This window comes from Neobacillus sp. PVCKKU3 (genome assembly GCF_058323225.1).
Genome location: NZ_JBLVQN010000011.1, coordinates 97,605 through 115,073, shown reverse-complemented (window position 1 = coordinate 115,073; position 17,469 = coordinate 97,605). Strand labels below are relative to the sequence as shown.

The 17,469-nt window shown below is 41.0% G+C and carries 15 protein-coding genes; 5 read left to right on the top strand and 10 right to left on the bottom strand.

Going from position 1 to position 17,469, the window contains the following annotated elements; translation table 11 throughout:
* Positions 1-333 precede the first annotated feature (333 nt).
* The 7 genes from ilvD to ACNQGS_RS09975 all read right to left on the bottom strand — a co-directional run bounded on the left by ilvD (position 334) and on the right by ACNQGS_RS09975 (position 6,723).
* Positions 334-2,004 (bottom strand): dihydroxy-acid dehydratase, encoded by a 1,671-nt coding sequence (gene ilvD, locus ACNQGS_RS10005; RefSeq protein ID WP_491487189.1) that lies wholly within the window; start codon positions 2,002-2,004, stop codon positions 334-336.
* Between the two features lie 409 nt (positions 2,005-2,413).
* On the bottom strand, positions 2,414-3,148 hold the full coding sequence (locus tag ACNQGS_RS10000) for an exonuclease domain-containing protein (RefSeq protein ID WP_491487188.1): 735 nt from the start codon (positions 3,146-3,148) through the stop codon (positions 2,414-2,416).
* Entirely contained in the window at positions 3,135-4,073 is a 939-nt protein-coding gene (locus tag ACNQGS_RS09995) for a DUF294 nucleotidyltransferase-like domain-containing protein (protein ID WP_491487187.1), read from the bottom strand. Before ACNQGS_RS09995 ends, ACNQGS_RS10000 begins: the two co-directional genes overlap by 14 nt.
* Positions 4,074-4,182: 109 nt before the next feature.
* Positions 4,183-5,442, bottom strand: coding sequence for an ammonium transporter (locus ACNQGS_RS09990; RefSeq protein ID WP_491487186.1), 1,260 nt, complete (start codon positions 5,440-5,442; stop codon positions 4,183-4,185).
* A 185-nt stretch (positions 5,443-5,627) separates the two neighbouring features.
* Entirely contained in the window at positions 5,628-5,966 is a 339-nt protein-coding gene (locus ACNQGS_RS09985) for a MerR family transcriptional regulator (RefSeq protein WP_491487185.1), read from the bottom strand.
* 149 nt (positions 5,967-6,115) lie between these two features.
* Positions 6,116-6,253, bottom strand: a complete 138-nt coding sequence (locus tag ACNQGS_RS09980; RefSeq protein ID WP_491487184.1) for a hypothetical protein — start codon at positions 6,251-6,253, stop codon at positions 6,116-6,118.
* Positions 6,254-6,426: 173 nt separating this feature from the next.
* Positions 6,427-6,723, bottom strand: a complete 297-nt coding sequence (locus ACNQGS_RS09975; RefSeq protein ID WP_491487183.1) for a hypothetical protein — start codon at positions 6,721-6,723, stop codon at positions 6,427-6,429.
* Positions 6,724-7,076: 353 nt separating this feature from the next.
* Between ACNQGS_RS09975 and ACNQGS_RS09970 the strand changes: the two genes are divergently transcribed.
* From ACNQGS_RS09970 to ACNQGS_RS09960, 3 genes are all read left to right on the top strand, one after another.
* Positions 7,077-7,889, top strand: coding sequence for a basic amino acid ABC transporter substrate-binding protein (locus ACNQGS_RS09970; RefSeq protein WP_491487182.1), 813 nt, complete (start codon positions 7,077-7,079; stop codon positions 7,887-7,889).
* A gap of 104 nt (positions 7,890-7,993) precedes the next feature.
* Complete coding sequence (locus tag ACNQGS_RS09965) at positions 7,994-8,650, top strand: amino acid ABC transporter permease (RefSeq protein ID WP_491487181.1); 657 nt, start codon at positions 7,994-7,996, stop codon at positions 8,648-8,650.
* Positions 8,647-9,369 (top strand): amino acid ABC transporter ATP-binding protein, encoded by a 723-nt coding sequence (locus tag ACNQGS_RS09960; protein ID WP_491487180.1) that lies wholly within the window; start codon positions 8,647-8,649, stop codon positions 9,367-9,369. The genes ACNQGS_RS09965 and ACNQGS_RS09960 overlap by 4 nt, the downstream gene beginning before the upstream one ends.
* A gap of 69 nt (positions 9,370-9,438) precedes the next feature.
* Here ACNQGS_RS09960 and ACNQGS_RS09955 read toward each other — a convergent pair whose 3' ends face one another.
* On the bottom strand, positions 9,439-9,942 hold the full coding sequence (locus ACNQGS_RS09955) for a hypothetical protein (RefSeq protein ID WP_491487179.1): 504 nt from the start codon (positions 9,940-9,942) through the stop codon (positions 9,439-9,441).
* Positions 9,943-10,209: 267 nt separating this feature from the next.
* Here ACNQGS_RS09955 and ACNQGS_RS09950 point away from each other — a divergent pair, with 267 nt between their 5' ends.
* Both ACNQGS_RS09950 and ACNQGS_RS09945 read left to right on the top strand, forming a co-directional pair.
* Entirely contained in the window at positions 10,210-12,963 is a 2,754-nt protein-coding gene (locus ACNQGS_RS09950) for a dynamin family protein (protein ID WP_491487178.1), read from the top strand.
* Positions 12,964-13,483: 520 nt separating this feature from the next.
* Positions 13,484-14,686: an RtcB family protein gene (locus ACNQGS_RS09945; RefSeq protein ID WP_491487177.1), complete on the top strand. Its 1,203-nt coding sequence runs from the start codon at positions 13,484-13,486 to the stop codon at positions 14,684-14,686.
* Between the two features lie 87 nt (positions 14,687-14,773).
* Here ACNQGS_RS09945 and ACNQGS_RS09940 read toward each other — a convergent pair whose 3' ends face one another.
* Both ACNQGS_RS09940 and ACNQGS_RS09935 read right to left on the bottom strand, forming a co-directional pair.
* On the bottom strand, positions 14,774-15,736 hold the full coding sequence (locus tag ACNQGS_RS09940; RefSeq protein WP_491487176.1) for a D-2-hydroxyacid dehydrogenase: 963 nt from the start codon (positions 15,734-15,736) through the stop codon (positions 14,774-14,776).
* A gap of 122 nt (positions 15,737-15,858) precedes the next feature.
* The gene (locus ACNQGS_RS09935) at positions 15,859-17,226 is read right to left on the bottom strand and encodes an SGNH/GDSL hydrolase family protein (protein WP_491487175.1); all 1,368 of its coding nucleotides are present in this window, start codon (positions 17,224-17,226) and stop codon (positions 15,859-15,861) included.
* Positions 17,227-17,469 lie beyond the last annotated feature (243 nt).

Here is a 17,469-nt window from a genome sequence, read left to right as displayed (position 1 = left end):
GTACCACCCGGGTTTTACAGTATCCTTACGAATACTGCCTCATGAAGCGACAACTAATCTAAAAGAAACGCTTCTTTTTGTAACAGGTGCTCTAAGTTGACACCCGGCTATACCTACTAAGTTAAAAACCGTTCAGAATAACACTCAGGGATGATGTCGGAGTAGGTTGTATTACTGGGCTTCCAGCAACCCCAGCTCTCTGAAAATACAAATTCCTACACCTTTATTCCCGTCATCGATTTGACTATTTTATTGTCAAAGATTTTGTTGTAGTACCTTAACTTCTTTAGAGAAGGGGAGGGGTACTAGTGGTTCCCAGTAAATAACTAAAATTTATATTTTCATTACTCCTCCGGTGTTGGCAGAAGTAACGAGTTTTGCATATTTTGCTAGATAGCCAGATTTGATTTTAGGCTCCGGCTTTACCCAATTCTTGCGTCTTTCAGCTAACACAACATCATCCACGACAAGTTCAATTGAACGTGCTTCGAGGTCAATTAATATTTTGTCACCATTTTCAACGAGACCGATTGGTCCGCCTTCTGCAGCTTCAGGTGAGATATGACCGATGGAAATTCCACGGCTTGCACCTGAGAAACGGCCGTCTGTGATAAGGGCAACTTCTTTTCCTAACCCTCGGCCCATAATAGCGGAGGTAGGAGCTAACATTTCCGGCATTCCTGGACCGCCTTTAGGACCTTCGTAGCGGATTACCACTACATGGCCGGCTTTTACCGTTCCATTATGAATGCTTTCTAATGCCTCATCTTGGGATTCAAACACAATTGCTTCACCTAAAAATGTTTTAATCGAAGGATCTACAGCGCCAACCTTGATTACGGCGCCATCTGGAGCAATATTTCCATATAGGATGGATAGTCCTCCAACAGGGCTATATGGATTGTCTTTTGTCCGAATAACCGCTTCATTGGTAATTGTTGCGTCCTTCACATTTTCTCTGAGAGTGTTCCCTGTAATTGTAAGGCAGTTATCATGCAATGCGCCTTCTACTTTATAAAGTTCATTAATGATGGCACTTACACCGCCGGCACGATGAACATCGTCCATTGAATAATCAGATGCTGGCATAATCTTGGAAAGGTATGGAACTCTTTCAGCAATTTTATTAATTTCGCGAAGATCATAATCGATACCTGCTTCATGAGCAATCGCTAATGTGTGTAACACAGTATTAGTTGATCCGCCCATCGCCATGTCTAGTGCAAAGGCATTATCAATGGCTTCTCGTGTAATGATGTCGCGAGGTTTAATATCTTTTTTAATTAAGTCAATCAAATGTCTTGCTGCTTGCTTAATTAATTCATGTCTTTCTTCAGAAGTAGCAACCATCGTTCCATTGCCAGGAACGGTCATTCCTAAAACTTCCATTAAGCAGTTCATAGAATTCGCTGTGAACATACCAGAACATGAGCCGCAAGTAGGACAGGCATTGGTTTCAATTTCAAGCAGCTGCTGCTGGCTGATGGTACCATTGTGGTAAGCACCAACACCTTCAAAAACTGAAGTAAGGGAAAGATTTTTTCCTGTTGTTGGTGAAACACCAGCCTCCATCGGACCGCCTGATACAAAAACGGATGGTACATTGGTTCGGGCTGCTGCCATCAACATTCCTGGCGTGATCTTGTCACAGTTCGGAATGTAGAAGACTCCATCGAACCAATGGGCATTGATGACTGTTTCGGCACTGTCCGCGATAATTTCGCGGCTTGGAAGCGAATAGCGCATTCCGATATGTCCCATGGCAATTCCGTCATCTACACCGATTGTATTAAATTCGAAAGGAATACCGCCGGCTTCGCGGATGGCTTCCTTGACTATTTCACCGAAATGATTAAGGTGTTTATGACCAGGGATAATATCAATGTACGAGTTACAAACACCGATAAACGGTTTTTCCAAATCACTCGTTTTGACCCCTGTTGCGTATAGTAAGCTGCGGTGGGGAGCACGATCAATCCCCTTTTTAATCATATCGCTTCTCATTTTACGATCTCCTAACTGACAGGTCATGGTTTGTTTCTTCATATTGACAAGCCATTCCGTTATTAAAAAGAAGAGCCTTTGTCGTTCTCATTTATAAAGAATTGAATAAAGGCGCCAAGAAAAATTTCTTAGTACTTATTGACGATTATCATACAACCAATTAAAGACATGGTCAACACAAAAATCTGACAATTCAAACTAGTTAAACAAACTGGGAGCGTTTACAATCCTTTCATCATGGGGTTATATCGAAAATAAAAAAATTTATGAATTTTTTTATTTGCAGATTTATTGTGGGAATTTAAATTAGAGGGGAGGAAATAAACGGAAACAAAGTTAACTTTTCCTTCCATTAATTATAGTAGAAAAAATGTAGCGGCTTGTATATTTATTCAACTGACTGTTATCGTTACTTGAGCTTTGAAAGATATTCATATATTTCCTGCAGATTTTTAAAGCCTTTTGTTTCTGCCGCTTTTAGATAATGACTCCAAATCTTGGCTGTCATAAGCGCATCTCCAAGAGCATGATGCCGGTTCTTTATTTCAATGCCGCAGTTCTGGCAGATTTCCTCAAGCGGCCTTTGAATAAAGAATGGGTCTTCGAGCCGAAGCAGGAAGGATGTATCAACAATACGGTGGACAAAACTACAGCGCAGATAATCCCTTGTCATCTTTCTCATAAAATTCAGCTCATGATTGGAGTGATGGGCGACAAGAATATTACTTTTGATAAATTTGGAAAAATTCACCAGTACATCTGCGGGATTAGGGGCATGACGTAATTCTATCTCTTGAATACTGGTTAGTTCAGAAATCTCCTTTGATAGAGGAAGGTCTGACTTTACGAGAGTATAAAAAGTTTCCCCCGCTTTCATTTCTGCTCCCATCATTTTGACCGCTCCAATCGAAATAATCTGATCCCCCTTATCTGGATAAAAACCTGTTGTCTCAATATCAAATACAACTACCGGCAGCTCATAGAGGGGGATTTGCAGCGTGTTCGTCTGCTTGAGTTCTTTCTGCAGTTCCCTGAGAAATGTCTGCTGCTGCGGTGAAGAGCTCCACGGCAGGCCAGCGTAAAGATTGGAATTGATTTTTCCGGATAGTTGTCTGAAGAATTGAATCATTTCATTCATTGGCATGGGAATCTTCCTTTTCAATTAACTTTCGGACAGAGTGAAAAAGGGCCGAGCCGTATTTGATAACATCTTTTAATTCTTTCGATTGCTCTCTCGATAAGTGGGCGACAGGCAAATAATGGCCAGAATCGTAATTTGTGTGGTTACAATAGATTAGCCGAAAGTTTAATAATCTAATAAACTGATGTTTGAATAAATCTATATCAATATCGGAAAAATGTAGTTCTGAAAGCTTATCTAGCCGTTCAAGTGTGGGTGTTGTCAGCAGATTCTCTTTGATAGCAATGAGACGGACGGCATTTACGTAAGGTAAGATGCCGATTTCTTTGATGTTTAGCAATCCTGCGTATGGCCCGTGTGTTTCAGTCACTAGCTTTCCGAAAACGTTAATGCCATTTTTGAGATACTTCGTGTTGTTAAGCATTTTTTTAACAAGCTGATCTTTATTTGCAGTCCGATAGATTTGATTTTTTAAAGTATCTACAAATTCCTGATTTCCCAATAATGTTCTCGCGTCTATAAAGATTAATAGATAGCGAACAGACTCCCAGGAGAACTCAAAAATCCACTTCATCAATTGCTGATGCCATTCATTTAAGGATTTGCACCATAATGGATTGCTGGCCATCACCCCGCCATCACAATAAGAATATCCGGCTTGGAATAACCCTCTTGATATTTCTTTTCCTAGTTCAAGGAAATAAACCTTTGTTTCAACACGATCTTCCTGATAAATAATTCCATGATCTTGGTCGCTCCAGATAGACTGTTCGAACCGGCCGGCTGAACCCATGACAAAAAATGTGAAGGGACAGGGCAAAGGTCCGAGCTTTTCAGTAGTTTGCTTTAAGGCAATATGGATGACCTTTTTCATTATTTCATCGTGGAGTTGATTTAATTTAATGTGATCGTGAGATGCTTGCTTCATTTTGTCATCCCGAAATTTACGGATTTCCATATAGCAGGAGTCCGACATTTGGTTCCACCCCTTTTAGAAAGAGGAGGCTGCCGAGGGCAGCCTCTTTGTAATAAAAAATTTAAGCATTAAGCCGTTGTTCAGATTTCAGTAATTCAGGGTAGCCGTAACTGCCGTGTTCGCTCATATCAAGACCGATAATTTCTTCCTCTTCAGTTACTCTAAGCCCGTTCATTGCTGTTTTCATGATCTTAAGAAGAATAAAAGAGACAATAAATGCGAAGGTGCCGCACACCAAAACCCCCATTGCTTGAACACCTAGCTGGTGCAGGCCGCCACCGTAAAATAATCCCGGCTTCCCGACCGTTGCTAATTCTTTTGTGGCGAAGAATCCCGTTGACAGGGTGCCCCAAACTCCTGCTGTACCATGAACGGATAATGCTGCAATCGGATCATCAATTTTTCTTTTTTCAAAAAAACGAATGCTGTAGAAGACGAGGATTCCTGAAATAAATCCGATCACCACGGCCGCCCAGGTTTCAACAAATGCGCAAGAAGCGGTAATTGCCACAAGGCCTGCTAGTGCCCCGTTCAGCATCATCGGCACATCGGCTTTTCCTAAAACCATCCAAGAGATCATCATCGCCGCGACGGTACCGGCTGCAGCGGCCAAGTTGGTATTGGTGGCAACAAAACCGAAAAAGGCTTTGTCAACCGATAACGTGCTTCCGGCGTTGAAACCGAACCAGCCTACCCATAAAAGCAACACGCTAAGGGCGGTAAACACCTGGTTGTGACCTGCAAGATTATTAGCGGAGCCATCCTTATTATATTTACCAATCCGAGGTTTTAAGATAATTGTAGCTGCCAGTGCCGCCATCGCACCTGTTAAATGAACAACGGTGGAGCCTGCAAAATCTTGTTTGCCATGTTCAGCCAGCCAGCCTCCACCCCAAATCCAATGGGCAATCGGCGGATAGACGATAATGGAAAATAGGACGGCGAAGACAATATAGGCGCCCAATTTAGCGCGTTCGGCAAATCCCCCAAAGGCGATTGTTAAAGAAATGCCTGCAAATGCTAATTGGAATAGGAAGAATACTGAGCCTGATAGTGCTAAACCTTTAATGTCATAACCTGAGTAAAAGAAGTCCGAGAAACCAAGAATTGAACTTCCTTTGCCAAAAATGAGGCCAAAGCCAACTGCCCAAAATACAATGGAGCCAATACCAAAGGTAAGAATCGTTTTCCCGGCTACATGCCCAGCATTTTTCATTCGAGTTGATCCTGTTTCCAAGAGGATGAAGCCGCCGATCATCAAGATGACGAGGACTGCTCCCAGCATTACCCACAGACTGTTCATTAAAAATAAAGTATCCATGATTGTTCCTCCTTTAAAGTATGTTAGTATTTGTAACGTTTGGTGTAGTTGTATTTTTACATGTATTTGTTAGCAGTTCTACAATCCTGTTAGGAATTCTTACATGGTTTTTATTATTTGGAAAATCTTCGATGTTGATATTTGAATCAGAGTCAGCCCATACACAACAAAAAAGCCCAGCTTCCTTAATGAGAAGCTGGGCCTTTTCGTATCCCGAATTGGGCATTTAGCTGACCTTGTATCATCTTTCTGCGAATTTCTTCCTGGTTTTGTTTCTTTTGTGCTTTTAGCATTTCCTTTCTGATTTCGTGTGTCTGGACACCGTCCTCAATTTTGTTGGCGATATCCACTAGTAGTTCCACGTCTGCAAACGAGTATTTACGGCTGCCGCCGGCGGTTCTTTCCGGAAAAATGAGTTTGCGCTCTTCATAGTAACGAATCTGTCTTTCGGATAAACCGGTAAGTTCTTTAACAATGCCAATGGTAATGACCTTTTTATCTTTGTAAGATGATTCATTTCCCATGTTTTCTTCTCACCACACTCCATTCTAAAGTCCAATAAATCTTAATGTATTTTTATGTTATATTTTCTCACATGTAATTAAGATTGACATTTATTTTGTTTTGCTTTGGAGGAAATTTATCAGGGTATCTAGTGAGATATCCCTCACGCTTAAAGGTTTTGAAGTCTTCTTAATAATTCGTGTCCGCTTGGCCCCAGGTTTTTCATGAGTTCTTCATATAATTCATCTCGTAATTGATCTAAAAGAAGAATCGTTTTAGCTAATCGAACGGAACTTTTTTGATTCATATGAATCATCCTCTCTAGTTTTATATGGAAAAATTTATCTGAGTTTTCGAGTTTTGTCAGGGATTCTGTAAGATTATGTAACATACTTTTTAAAACGGGGTTTGGGAACTTGAAAGGAAACTTTACGGGGGGTTAATAAAGATGAACCAGGTGCTGGACCTGGTTCATTTTTATTAATATTCCCCATCGAATGGAGTAAACGGAAAGTTAAACCTTCTTTCAACAGCACGCAGGCGTTGATTTACACGCTGCAGGCGGCGCGAGAGCTGGTTAACTTCACGGGAAAGCCGCTCGATTTCCTGCTGCTGGCGATTATTTTCCCTTTCGAGTTGGTTGACTCTCCGCTCAAGCTGCTGCGGCTGTCTATTCGGGTCGAACTGAGCTTGGGTTCCTTGCGGAAGGATTTGCGGGACATAGGTATTATAGTCCACTTGCGATTGCGGGATATGATAATAACCGTATGGATTCATGGGGCTACACTCCTTTATTTTTGTGGATGTGATATACAATATGTAGGTATTCGTGGAGGAGCAACGGCTAATACCCATGGAAACCCCTTTTGAATATTTTAAAAAATGAGCTTAATGAATTAGGAATGTGTAAGATTTCAAAAAACTATATATATAATATTATTTAAACTTATTAATATAGTAATAAATTAAAGTCTATGAATAGATAAACATTGTTAGGTATAAAAATTTATTATCCCAATATTGTAAATATTTTTGATAAACTACTTTTAAAAATTTATTCAATAGTGTATATTCAAAATATTATTGGAATTGCAAAAAATGATTTAATAAAAAAATATAGGAGGTCCAAAATGAAGAATTTTAAATTATTCACTACAATTTTGGTTGCTGCATTTGTGTTCATTCTCTCGGCATGCGGAACAAGCAAAACAAGCGGGGGCGAAGGGGACAAGGATAAGACGTTAAGAGTCGTGACAGATGCGGCATATGCCCCGTTCGAGTACCAAGATAAAGGGGAAGTGGTCGGATTTGATATCGACTTCATTAACGCTGTTGCAAAGCAAGCCGGCTACAAAGTAAAGGTTGAACATGTGGGCTGGGATCCATTATTTGTTGAAATTAAAGGAAAAACAGCAGACATCGGAATTTCCTCCATTACAATTAACGACAAACGTAAACAAACCTATGATTTCTCAGTACCTTACTTCTTATCTACTAATAAAATCATGATTCCAAAAGACAGCCCGATTAAAAGCGCAGAAGATTTAAAAGACAAGGTCGTGGCAGTGCAAAATGGAACAACCGGTCAGGAAGCAGTTGAAAAGCTCCTTGGGGCAGAAAGTAAAAATCTTAAAAAGTTTAAGGATAACAATCTGGCAATTATGGAGTTAAAAGGCGGCGGTGCGGACGCAGTTGTTGCTGATAACACTGTCATTGAAGAGTATGTAAAAAATAATCCGAAAGAAAATTTTGTCATCATAGAAGATGAAGCTGCCTTTGATAAAGAGTTTTACGGATTATTGTTCCCTAAGGGAAGTAAGTTAAAAGCTGATTTTGATAAGGCTATTAAAGAAGTCATGGAAAACGGTGAATATGCGAAAATCTACAAGAAGTGGTTTAAGGTAGATCCGGACCTTACCGAAGTCAAAGCACAACAAAAATAATCTTTAAAACTAGAATTGCGTAACTCTTACAAACTAGCAGTTACGCAATTTTTGTCTTAACAACATCACAGTTAAGCACAAGGTTTAAATAGGGGGATTCATGAATGGATATTCGTTGGGACATACTTGCTGAATATGCTCCATTTTTTGCAAAAGGAACATTGCTTACCATTGGCATCTCTATTGCCAGTATTTTAATAGGCACTTTCCTAGGACTATTTATTGGGCTGGGGAAAATGGTGCAGAATAAGTGGCTTGCTTTCCCGTTTAAGGCTTATATTACGTTTTTCCGGGGAACGCCATTATTAGTGCAGATTTTATTAGTTCACTTTGGACTTATTCCTCTCATTATAGGTGAAACAAATGGCATTATTGCTGGTATTACAGCTCTTTCGTTAAATTCAGCAGCCTATGTGGCAGAAATTTTCCGCGCCGGTATTCAATCAATTGATAAGGGCCAGATGGAAGCCGCCCGCTCGCTTGGGATGAATCATGTACAGGCAATGCGCTTCGTTATCCTGCCACAGGCTATTAAAAGGATGATTCCGCCGCTTGGAAACGAATTTATTGTCTTAATCAAGGATTCATCACTGGTAGCCATTATCGCTGTTAAAGAATTGATGTATTGGGGACAGGCAATGCAGGGGCAGTACTACCGTGCATGGGAACCATATATTACAGCGGCACTCATTTATTTGGTCTTAACTTTTTCACTCAGCTTATTGTTAAATCAACTTGAAAGAAGGTTGGCCACAGAATGATAGAAGTAAAGAGTTTGAAAAAAACATTTGGAACGAACGAGGTCCTGAAAGGAATTAACGTATCCGTAAAGCCTCAGGAGGTAGTAGTGGTCATTGGCCCGTCAGGATCTGGAAAATCCACCTTTCTGCGCTGTCTTAATCTGCTAGAAACGATTACAGACGGCCATGTTTGGATTGAAGGGACTGACATTACCGATAAAAAAACGGATATCAACGCGATCCGTACTGAAGTGGGTATGGTGTTTCAACAATTTAACCTGTTCCCGCATAAAACGGTCATTGAAAATATTATGCTGGCGCCACTTAAGGTAAGAAAAGTCCCAGCGGAAAAAGCCCGGGAAAAAGGCTTGGAACTTTTACGCAAAGTCGGGTTAGCGGAAAAGGCAGATGCCTATCCTGATTCGTTGTCAGGCGGGCAAAAGCAACGGGTCGCAATTGCGAGAGCACTGGCGATGGAACCGAAAATCATGTTGTTTGATGAGCCTACCTCTGCACTTGATCCGGAAATGGTTGGCGAGGTACTTGAAGTTATGAAGCAACTGGCCAAGGAAGGGATGACCATGGTGGTCGTGACCCACGAAATGGGCTTTGCCCGCGAGGTAGGTGACCGGGTGATTTTTATGGATGGTGGTTTTGTGGTCGAAGAAGGGGTACCGAAGGATATTTTTGAAAATCCTCAAGAAGAACGGACAAAGGCGTTTTTAAGTAAAGTCCTATAGAAAACGGAAGGAGGCGGATTATGCCTCCCTTTTCTTTAGCTATCGCTAGGCGCAAAAAGAAAAAACCTGTTAAAGCTCGAATACGTTTACAATTTGATCAGCTTTTATTCGATTTTGACATAGCTTAAATAATTGTGTTAAAAAGTCATCAACATCCGTTTCGGAAACCGGGAAGGGAATTTGAACTGAAGTGGAACCGAACATCTGTTTAAAATAAGCTTTTCGTGTATCATTTTTTCCGTCCCGCTTAAAAGGTTTATAGGTCCACATTATATGAGGAGTTCCGTCAACATCCTGAACCTGACGTAATTCTGCCAAGGTAGTAGACTTGTCATAAGCATATATGACTAAGTAATAGATCCCCTTGTGGTGCCAATCAATAAATAGAAGGTAACAGCCTGTTTCAGTACTTGGCTTATTTACCTTAAAGGCAGCTAAGGTGGTCTTCCCATTCGTCCATTGGTGGAACTTGGGTAATGTACTATTAACGGTTTCTAATTTCTTTATCTCATATTCAGTGGACCTTAAGTTTTCGATTTTTTTTGATAAAAATAATGCCTGCTCCCTTTCCATAATAGATTTCTCCTTTGGATTATTTGTCTTATTATACTTTTTAAGAAGGTAAATAAGGAAGGATGATCTAATTTTTATTTTTTAAAACAGAATGAAGGTATGTTGTTTGTCTCGAAAATGAAATACAACTGATATAATTTACATCAAAACATTTGGTAAAATCGGTAAAAAGGGACTTATAAGCCACATAACCTTCGAATAGTATGAGGAATAATAATGCCTCTTTACCATATATACAATAGAGTGTTGGCAATTGGGGGGATAGAAATGACGTTTGAAAAACAATTAAAGGACAAAACCTTTTATAAAATGTTCATTAATGAACATGAAGATGAACACCCCATTAAGGTGCTGGGGGAAGCATTTCAGGAGGAAGCCCGAAAGGATCTCCCGGATTTAACACGGATAAGGTATGCCCAAGGGGAAGTATATTTTCATCATAAGGACTATGAATCAGCTATTTTTAAATGGGAAAATATTATCAACGAGCTTGAACCGTGGGCCAGAAAAAATACCGCCGATGCCTATTATGAACTGGGCCTGTTGTCGGCGGCGGAAGATATATACACGGTGATTGAAACTGATAATTCTACATTGAATGCTGAGGTCGCGTTAAAGTTATTTGCTCTTTATATTGAACGCAGCAAAATTGATGCCGCTGTGGCGGTCATTAAAAGAACGGTGGCTGCTTATCCGGATTACCCAAATGTCACGAATGTGGCCCGCGCTTTTTTTGAAGAGCGGGAAGATTGGGATAATGCCATTGAACTAGCGGTAAACGAAGCAAAGCGGACAGAATCGCTTGAGTGGTTTGAAATTCTAAACACCTATGTGGAAAATGGAGTGACACGGGCGCTGTCACCTAGCTATTTTTCCCATGCCTTATTTAGTTTGTATGGCGTAAATAAGGAAAAATTTGAGCAGCTTGTTTCATCGTTATGGAACAGTTATATGAATGAAAATTCCTATCTGCTTTGGATTAAGGAAATCAATCAATTATTGTTGAATCTGGAGTTGGACCGCCAAGATCAATTGCGCGAGCTTTCGCGACTGCATAAAGATACGTATTTTCACTATATTGGCGGTAAGTACTACATTAAACAAATTGATGATTTTCTTCCGGACCTGCTGACAAACTGGGTGCGGCTAGCTGATGGCGGGAATGTTGTTGCTGCGGCAGCGGCTATTTTGTCCTGGAACGAACTATTTCCGGCAAGCCTCAGCGTCTCCATTGTGGAGGAGGCTGAACATTTAATCAGCAAGACAGAGTGTGACATGGATGAACTGGAAGAGTGCTTGTCGTTACTTGAAGCGATTATTAAATGGGCGGAAGTTAACGATATGGGGAAAAACAACCGTGTGAACTGGATTGTTGACCAGCTTGTTGACTTCGATACGCAGCATCTGTTTGTTACCGGACTCGTAGGCAGCGGAAAGTCTACCTTTATCAATACCATTTTCGGTGAGGACGTTCAGGACAGCCCGACTTCATCCGTTGTGATGTTTAAAAATGGCGGAGAAGTGGATATTACCGAAATAACTGACGGAGAGATTAAGACACTTTCCGGATTTACTGACTTCCAAGAGCGCATGGACCGTCTTCGTAATGCGCTTGAGTCCATCATTGAATTTAAGCAGCCAACTCCTTTTTTACAGGAGAATAGTTTGGCTATAATTGATACACCAGGGTTAAAAGGGAACCAAAATGACCGTTTTGAGGTGTTGAAGTATTTAAACCTTGCTGACTCTGTTTTGTTTGTGTTGGATGCGAATGCTCCGTTTACGGAAAAAGAGCGGGCAGTTGTGGCACAAATCCAAGGACTTGCCCCCGACCTGCCGATCCATTTTCTGTTGAGTAAGCTGGACACAATTGTAAATGAACAGGATGCCATTCAGGTTTATGAGGAAACGAAGCATGCGATTCATTCTTATTTGCCTGATGCCAAGCTGTTAGGCTTTTCTTCACAATATGACCGTGTACAGCAGTTAAGCGATCTACAGGTGTTTATCGACTCAATTCGTAATACAAGAAACATAGCAGATAAACGTCTTGCTAAACTGTTATATTTTATTCGCGCGACGATTGCAGGTCTTTTGCAAAAGCGGCTTGACGTTGAAAATCGCTTAATTGAAACGGTTCATTGGAACGAGGAAATGAATATGAAGTTAAGTGGTGCTGTCCATCAATTGAATGATGAGGTATCGCAGAAAACAAAGTCAATCACCAAGCTGTACCGCTCTGTAAAGGAATCGATTGAAGCGGATATTTTTGAAGCTATTCCCAAAATGCTGTCAGAGTGCTCGAACTTGATCAGGGAGGACAGTAATTTCAGTACCATTCATTTGGACCTCAATCATGAGATGAACAACCGCATTCAGGATTATCTGGAGCAGCAGGTAATGCCGAATTACTATACAAGGCTTCAGGAATGGATTAAGGGCTGTCGGGAGGAATTTGACCAAGGGCAGGAATTATTAATTGAGCTCGGTGCAGGTTTCAATCAAATGTATGGTGAAGAGAGGCTTAGCCTTGAGTGTGATTTTAAGGTGCTTGATGATTGGCGCCGCGATATCGACCGAATGACAAGCCGATTCGTGCTTGAGCCTGTCAATATTTTGCTGAAGCGGACTCCTTCGCAGTTCTTATTGAAAAGTGCGGGGAAGCTGTTCGGGGCCTTGTCGCAGAACAAAACGATGGTATATAACAAATACAAGTCCTTTGTGGAAAACGAGGATTATACAGAGGTTGCTGCACAGGTGTGCCGCCAGTTTTTCCAGCCGTTCGAGCTATTTGAAAAATCGTTGGAGAGGGATGTCTCTTGGTTTTTCAAGAGTCCACTAGGTGTCTTAAAATCTGCAGTGGAAGAAACGCGCGGAGAGGCGGCATCAAACCGCGAGATGCTGAACAAGTTGAACGCCAACCCGCAAATGTTCCGCGACCCGCTGACGCTGTTCGAGGTAAGGCTGCGCCAGTTCGAGTGGATGACAGTGGCCGGAAAAGGAATGCAGACGATATATTAATAGTTTTGTTGGAAGATGTCCAGTGGTGGGGGCATCTTCTTTTTTTAGTTGCTGGGGGATGAAGGACAAAATCAGGTTCCGGGAGTAGCGAAATGTCCTTGATAAGCCGGATTAAGGACAAAAACGGGTGCCGCCAGTAGTGAAATGTCCTTGATAAGCCGGATGAAGGACAAAATCAGATGTCGGGAGTAGTGAAATGTCCTTGATAAGCCGGATGAAGGACAAAATCAGGTGCAGGCAGTAGCGAAATGTCCATGATAAGCTGGATGAAGGACAAAATCAGATGTCGGGAGTAGTGAAATGTCCATGATAAGCCGGATGAAGGACAAAAACAGGTGCCGTCCGTAGCAAAATGTCCTTGAAAAGCGGGATTAAGGACAAAAACAGTTGTCAGTCGAATCAAAATGTCCTTCATATACCTAATAGTTGCAAAAGAAATTTGTCGCACAAAAATCGATTGTTTAAATCCCCCATCAATGTTAGCCTATTGTTAATATCTGTAAAAGGAGGCGAGAAACTCGTGATTAAAATAACGGGAACACAGACGCAGGAAGCAGCGCTTGAGCAAATCAAGGAGCTTTGTAATCAAGCATTTCTAAAAGATACCAAAATTAGTATTATGCCAGACTATCATGCTGGGAAAGGCTGCGTGATTGGCACGACCATTCAGTTAAAGGATAAAGTGGTCCCGAATCTGGTAGGCGTGGATGTCGGCTGCGGCGTTATGACTGTCAAACTTCAAGAAAAAAAGGTCGATTTTAATAAATTGGATAAAGTGATCAGGACGTACGTCCCTAGCGGACAGGAGATTCATACGGATGAGACCGTCGGTTTCGTTAACACGAGTTTTCCGTCCACGGAAGAATTTAAAGCAGCCCATATTCTGAGTCAGAATAAAAGCCTATATAGTGTTGGAACGCTTGGTGGCGGTAATCATTTCATTGAGGTTTCGACTGACTCTGAAGGATTCCACTATTTAACTATCCATACCGGAAGTCGCTATATAGGAGCAAAGATTGCACAATATTATCAAAAGCTGGCCATCTCTAAGCTCCGTAAGCATGATTTAAGCGAAATCATTGAAAAACTAAAGACTGAGGGGCGCCAAAGGGAAATTCAAGCTATGATTCAAAACTACAAAGAAAAAAATCCCATCATTCCGGATGATTTAGCCTATTTGGAAGGCGAGGATTTTAATGACTATATTCATGACATGAAACTGGCTCAGGCATTCGCAAAAGCCAACCGTGAAGAAATCGCCAGAGCGATTACTGAAAATATGGGATTCGAAGAAGCGGATCGTTTCGATACAATACACAACTATATCGATACCGATAACCTGATTTTGCGTAAGGGCGCAGTATCTGCACAAAAAGGGGAGCGGCTGATTATTCCTATCAATATGAGGGACGGGTCAATTTTAGCAGTCGGTAAGGGTAACGACGAGTGGAATTACTCGGCACCGCATGGAGCGGGCCGTGTCTTGAGCCGGACCCAGGCCATGAGGACCTTAAGGATGGATGATTTCCACAACACAATGAAGGGCATATGGACGACATCGGTGTCTGAAGAAACCCTCGATGAAGCGCCAATGGCCTACAAGCCAATCAATGAAATTCTTGAAAAAGTGGAAGAAACCGTAGAGATTGCAAGCTTTATTAAACCGGTATATAACTTTAAGGCGAGTGAAAAATACACTCCAGGAAGATATAAAAAATCATAGTAGAGAGGCAAATGTGGTCTCTCTTTTTTAACAGAAACGAAAGAGACTATCTCGTAATGGTTGAGATAGTCTCTGTTCTTTTTCAAATCAATACCCTTTTGCATAATCAACAAGATTAATAGAAGGGCCTTCACCTGAAAGGTAGCTTTTTAAATTGGGTATCAAGATATTTTCGACGACACGATCATTATAATGCTCAGTGGAACCGGAGGTGTGTGGAGTGATAATGACATTTTCCATTTCCCAAAGCGGACTGTCCTGGCTTAATGGCTCTTTTTCGAAAACATCTAGACCTGCTCCGGCAATCTCACCATCCTGCAAGGCTTTGACGATTTCTTCTTCAACCACGATTTCACCACGGCCGATATTGATAAAGAAGGCCTCAGGTTTCATGAGTTTGAACTGTTCGGCGCCGATTATGCGGCATGTTTCTTTCGTCAGCGGCAAGGTGACTACCACATAATCGCACTGCGGTAAAAGTGCGTCCAATTGATCGGTAGTGTACATCTCATCGACAAACTCAGCCGGCTGGCCCGAATGCCGTACACCGAGAACCTTCATTCCAAAGGCTTTGGCGATTTTGGCGGTTTCTTTTCCGATTGTTCCGACCCCGATAATGCCAATTGTTTTTCCATGGATTTCGAGCTTCATATTAGCATGATGCCAGGTTTTGGCTTGCTGGTTTCGTACATATGTATGGATTTTTCGGGTTAGACCAAGCAGTAATGCGAAAATTGTTTCAGAAATAGGGTAGGCATGCACGCCGCTTGCACCTGTTAAAAGAATATTATGGGCTTCCAGCTTTTCAAGCGGCAAGGTATTGACACCGGCACTCCAACTTTGGAGCCACTTCAGTTTTGAATCAGGAGCAAGGCAATATTCATCAAGGCCTTTTTTCCACCCGGCAATAATTTCAGCATCCTTGGCATGTGCTTGCCAGATTTCTTTCTCCTTGCTGGCGATTAATTCCCAATCAGGAACAACCATTTTAATTTGGTCGAACAGATTCTGTTCAAGGTTATGAGTAATTACTAATTTTCTCTTATCCATGTTACGAATACCTCCAGTCATATAATTCTTATTAAATTTATGATATCAGCTTTTGGGTTGAGATGGTAAATTTATCATAAATAAATGCCAGCCTGCTACGAAGCAAACTGGCATTTTACAGTTTAAAAAGATTCTCTTTTTCTTCTACGCTGTAGTTTTAAAGCTATTAATCCGGATCCAATTAGAGCAAGTCCCATAGCCATGTAGTTATAAATAGGTGTGGCCGTTTTAGGTAATTTATGTCCTGCTGTGGCAGCGACAGTCGAAACAGGCGGTGTTGTTGAACTTACAGGCGTGATTGTCGTTGTATCTCCTTGCGGTGCTGGATTTTGATTTGATGTGCCATTTTGGTTAGGTGTTGGTGCTGGATTTGAAGTATCCGTTCCACCCGGACCTGGATTTGGGTTTTCCTTGCTTGGCTCTTCTTTTGTAATGTTTTTAATCTCAATGGTTGCAACTGCTTCTCTGTCGCATTCATCTTTTACATAAACTGTATAGATGCCATTTCCTGTTACTTGGAAGGCTGAGTCTTTTATTTCGGTCCCAGCTGCTTGGAAATCCTGAACCGATTTTGTACCTGGTAGCCATTTCATGGCTTGTGCATTTTCGGCGTTGGTTTGAACCTTAATGGTAACTGGTTCTTTTGTAGAGTCTACAGTGGATGGAGTTAATTGCACAGTTAGCACTTTTTCAGGAAAGAGAGGTGCTAATATCCGGTCTGCTAATTTTGCAAGCGCTTGATGTCCAGCTTCAGTTGGGTGAACCCCAATTCCTAATTCTGGTATCACTTCACCATTAATAATATATTGTTCTTGTTTTCCGTCAAAGGCTTTAAATGCATCTGCTAAATAAACCCCGTTTTGCGGCTGGGCAGCTGGATTGATTAAGTTACTGTTAATCATCGTTATAAACTGATTGCCAAATTGATGTAAAAGAGCTAGCTTTTCATTATTTGGGATTGGATTATAAAGATTGTAAAGAATAATTGGGGCAGAACCATTAAGGGATCTTACTTTCCCGATAATACTGTTTAAATTTACACCTAATTGTTGCACAGCGGTACCTGCATTTGCTGCCATGGCTGCTAGTTGTTCCTCAGTCAAGGAGCCAATATCCTGATTAGATAGGATTGTAGTCAACCCTGTTGCCTGCAAAAGATCATTGCCGCCTATGTACAATGTGATGACATCCGCATTTGCGACTTTAGTAGAAATAGTAGCATTGTTTAAACTGCTTAACAATTGTCCAGAGGTCTGGCCTGAAACTCCAAGATTAGTTACGTTGTTTTCTTTAGCGCCTAATTTAGTAATTAAACTAGGGAAAGGTTTTTCGTTCGGATTAAGACTAGTCCCGAATGTAATAGAATCTCCCAACGCTACTATACTGCAATGACATTTGCTCTCATCATTGTTCGCAAAAACAAATGACGAAAAGAAGGTGCTCAGCACGAGCATGAGAATGAAAAGAACAGAAATTCGTTTTAGCTTCACTTTAATACCCTCCAACGTTTTTTATATCGAACAACTATATTATAATTGTCATATTTTCACTAACTCAACAAATACAATTCTTCAAATCCTTCCAAAAAGTTCATTATTTCGAACTTTTTTATGTTAATTGTCAATTTGTGGCATTAAATGACATAATCCATTAGTTTTCATAGAGATAATATTTGGAATTTATTGTTTTATCCCAATTGCCAATTTGGTATAATTTTAAACAATAGTTAGGAA

Bases quoted from the DNA above. Each gene is read 5' to 3' on its own strand.
- ACNQGS_RS09975 (WP_491487183.1), bottom strand. From the start codon at position 6,723: ATGAATCCATACGGTTATTATCATATCCCGCAATCGCAAGTGGACTAT.
- ACNQGS_RS09985 (WP_491487185.1), bottom strand. From the start codon at position 5,966: ATGGGAAATGAATCATCTTACAAAGATAAAAAGGTCATTACCATTGGC.
- ACNQGS_RS09980 (WP_491487184.1), bottom strand. From the start codon at position 6,253: ATGAATCAAAAAAGTTCCGTTCGATTAGCTAAAACGATTCTTCTTTTA.
- ACNQGS_RS09990 (WP_491487186.1), bottom strand. From the start codon at position 5,442: ATGGATACTTTATTTTTAATGAACAGTCTGTGGGTAATGCTGGGAGCA.
- ACNQGS_RS09970 (WP_491487182.1), top strand. From the start codon at position 7,077: ATGAAGAATTTTAAATTATTCACTACAATTTTGGTTGCTGCATTTGTG.
- ACNQGS_RS09960 (WP_491487180.1), top strand. From the start codon at position 8,647: ATGATAGAAGTAAAGAGTTTGAAAAAAACATTTGGAACGAACGAGGTC.
- ACNQGS_RS09995 (WP_491487187.1), bottom strand. From the start codon at position 4,073: ATGAAGCAAGCATCTCACGATCACATTAAATTAAATCAACTCCACGAT.
- ACNQGS_RS09950 (WP_491487178.1), top strand. From the start codon at position 10,210: ATGACGTTTGAAAAACAATTAAAGGACAAAACCTTTTATAAAATGTTC.
- ilvD (WP_491487189.1), bottom strand. From the start codon at position 2,004: ATGAGAAGCGATATGATTAAAAAGGGGATTGATCGTGCTCCCCACCGC.
- ACNQGS_RS10000 (WP_491487188.1), bottom strand. From the start codon at position 3,148: ATGCCAATGAATGAAATGATTCAATTCTTCAGACAACTATCCGGAAAA.
- ACNQGS_RS09955 (WP_491487179.1), bottom strand. From the start codon at position 9,942: ATGGAAAGGGAGCAGGCATTATTTTTATCAAAAAAAATCGAAAACTTA.
- ACNQGS_RS09940 (WP_491487176.1), bottom strand. From the start codon at position 15,736: ATGGATAAGAGAAAATTAGTAATTACTCATAACCTTGAACAGAATCTG.
- ACNQGS_RS09965 (WP_491487181.1), top strand. From the start codon at position 7,994: ATGGATATTCGTTGGGACATACTTGCTGAATATGCTCCATTTTTTGCA.